The following is a 2,281-nucleotide window of genomic DNA, read 5'->3' as shown; positions in this document are numbered from 1 at the left end:
ACGCGAACCGTATGTCCGGTGGTGTGAGAGGGATAAAGTAGGGTAGAATGATTTCCTACTTTACCCTACTCGATTAGCCTATCTCGTATACTCACTATGGATCACTTTCGTACTACTTTCAATATAGCTCCCAAGCCTTTAGACATTGACTTGCATACGCCAGTTTTTAGCATAGGCTCTTGTTTTGCCAATGCAATGGGACAACGCCTACAACAAAACAAGTTTACTGCTTGTGTCAATCCATTTGGAGTCATTTTCAACCCTTTGTCTATTTTTAAACTGATCAATGCAAGCCTATTGCATGAAAAAGCCGCAGAGTTGATGAGCGATGCGGCAATGGTAGAGCAACAAGGTGTATGGTATCACTATGATGTACACTCAGATTTTTACGCAAATAATGCGACAGCCCTCAGGCAAAAGTTACAGCATACTTTAGATATTACCCAACAGTTTTTACAAAACACCCAAGTAGTTATTTTGACCTTGGGTACAGCCTATGGTTATTTTCTCAAAGAGCATCGTTCCATTGTTGCCAACTGCCATAAGGTACCCCAACAATTTTTTGATAAACGTTTATTAACCGTTGAAGAGGTTACCCAAGGTTTTGAACAAACTTACCAGGCTTTACAAAGCATCAATGCCCACCTGCAAGTAATTGTAACGGTAAGCCCAGTGAGGCATATCAAAGATACCATTCCGTTAAATCAGGTCAGTAAAGCCACTCTTAGGTTGGCTTGCCATCAAATAAGTGAAAAATTTGCGCAAGTAGCGTATTTCCCTGCTTATGAGTTATTGTTAGACGATTTGCGAGATTATCGCTTTTTCAAGGCAGATATGATTCACCCCACACCAGTGGCAGAAGACTATATTTGGCAAAAGTTTACCCAGGCTTTTATGAATGAGCAAACCCTTGCTTTTCTGAAACAATGGGGCAAGGTCAGACAAGCATTAAACCACCGGTCTTTTCAACCTGAGTCGGCAGCTCACCAAAAGTTTTTACGGAAGCTATTGGCACAGCTTGAAAGTCATGCACAAACTGTGGACGTATCTGCTGAAATAGCCAGTGTGCAAACACAATTGCAGTAGAAAAACAAGGGAGGAATAGGTAAAATAAAAAGCCTGGATATCCAGGCTTTGATTTTTTTGCTATATAACTCATCTATGAACTTGTTTAAGGTTTAGCTTCGCTGAGCTTGCCCTAAAGGGCTGCGGTTCTCCAAATGATTCAAACTAGCTTGTTGATTACATGCTTTGTTGTGTAAATACTCATTTAGCCCTGATTTAGCACTGCTAAACTCCGTTTTACACGCCTCGCCTGAAAATCAAAAATTAAATTTTTGCGCTCAAAACATAAACCTTAAACAAGTTCTATGGTTAAAACACCTCTTGATGCAAGTAGTCAAAAATTGTTTGAGCAATTTTTATATTATTTACTTCCACGTTGTTTGCCTTGGCACGTGCAGTTTTTATAGCTTCCAACAACTCGTCTAAACGTTGAATTAACATTTTCTTCTGACTTACAGTGATTTTACCCGAAAAATAGGTGGTCTCATATTTACCTACCTGAAAATCAAGGTATAACAGCTCGGTTTGGGCGGGATGTTTTTCGGTAGCTTCGTATTTTACAATTACTTTAGGGCGCTTTACACTTCTAAACTTTACCTCTTCATCTGTTTTATACACCCCTTTCTGTGAGTCAAACTCCCACTTTTTGGTATGGTCTAAAGTAGGAATGGCCTGGTACATTTCCTTGATTTTGGCAAGGTGGGCTTCCAAGGCCAACAGCGAAGTAGCCGAAAAAATACCAAAATTGGTTTCTCCTACGATCAATTCTGATTTAGCAACATTAGAAGCATTGGTTTCTTCTTTAGAGATGTGAGCATCTATGCCCGATACGATAGCGTCAAGGGCTGAATCCAATTTCTCTTTGACAGTATTCACTATCTCTTTGTTTTCATCAGGTATTTGTTCTGAGTCCTCTTCTAATGGGACATATCGCTTGACCATCCCATCAAAATGGGTTTCTTTTTTAGTAAAAGTGTTTTTTGCTTCGCCAATGGCTTGATTAGATTTATGTTTACGGTCTTGCTCAACCGCTAGTAATTCATGGAGTTTGTTTGCCATTTGTTTAGGGTAATTAGGTGAATATATAAGTCACAATATACCAAGAAATCAAATAGATACAAGTAAGTTATACTTAAACACATGGCAATCGCAAGAAACTTATTAGCAGATTTCTAGCATATACATAAAATGTAGTAACCTTATCATTATGTATAAA

Annotated in this window: 2 protein-coding genes; one reads left to right on the top strand and one right to left on the bottom strand. The window is 38.8% G+C overall.

The window, feature by feature from the left end:
- Positions 1–96: 96 nt before the first annotated feature.
- Positions 97–1,086, top strand: coding sequence for a GSCFA domain-containing protein (locus Q0954_RS33705; RefSeq protein ID WP_299466407.1), 990 nt, complete (start codon positions 97–99; stop codon positions 1,084–1,086).
- A gap of 288 nt (positions 1,087–1,374) precedes the next feature.
- Here the strand turns inward: Q0954_RS33705 and Q0954_RS33700 are convergent, their stop codons facing one another.
- On the bottom strand, positions 1,375–2,124 hold the full coding sequence (locus Q0954_RS33700; RefSeq protein ID WP_299466404.1) for a hypothetical protein: 750 nt from the start codon (positions 2,122–2,124) through the stop codon (positions 1,375–1,377).
- Positions 2,125–2,281 lie beyond the last annotated feature (157 nt).

The organism is uncultured Microscilla sp. (genome assembly GCF_947493425.1).
Lineage (GTDB): Bacteria > Bacteroidota > Bacteroidia > Cytophagales > Microscillaceae > Microscilla.
The sequence above is the reverse complement of the archived record's forward strand: the minus strand, read 5'-3'. Positions and strand labels throughout refer to the sequence as shown.

What these genes read in the sequence shown, in the direction of transcription:
- Q0954_RS33705 (WP_299466407.1), top strand. Translation starts at nt 97, where the DNA reads ATGGATCACTTTCGTACTACTTTCAATATAGCTCCCAAGCCTTTAGAC.
- Q0954_RS33700 (WP_299466404.1), bottom strand. Translation starts at nt 2,124, where the DNA reads ATGGCAAACAAACTCCATGAATTACTAGCGGTTGAGCAAGACCGTAAA.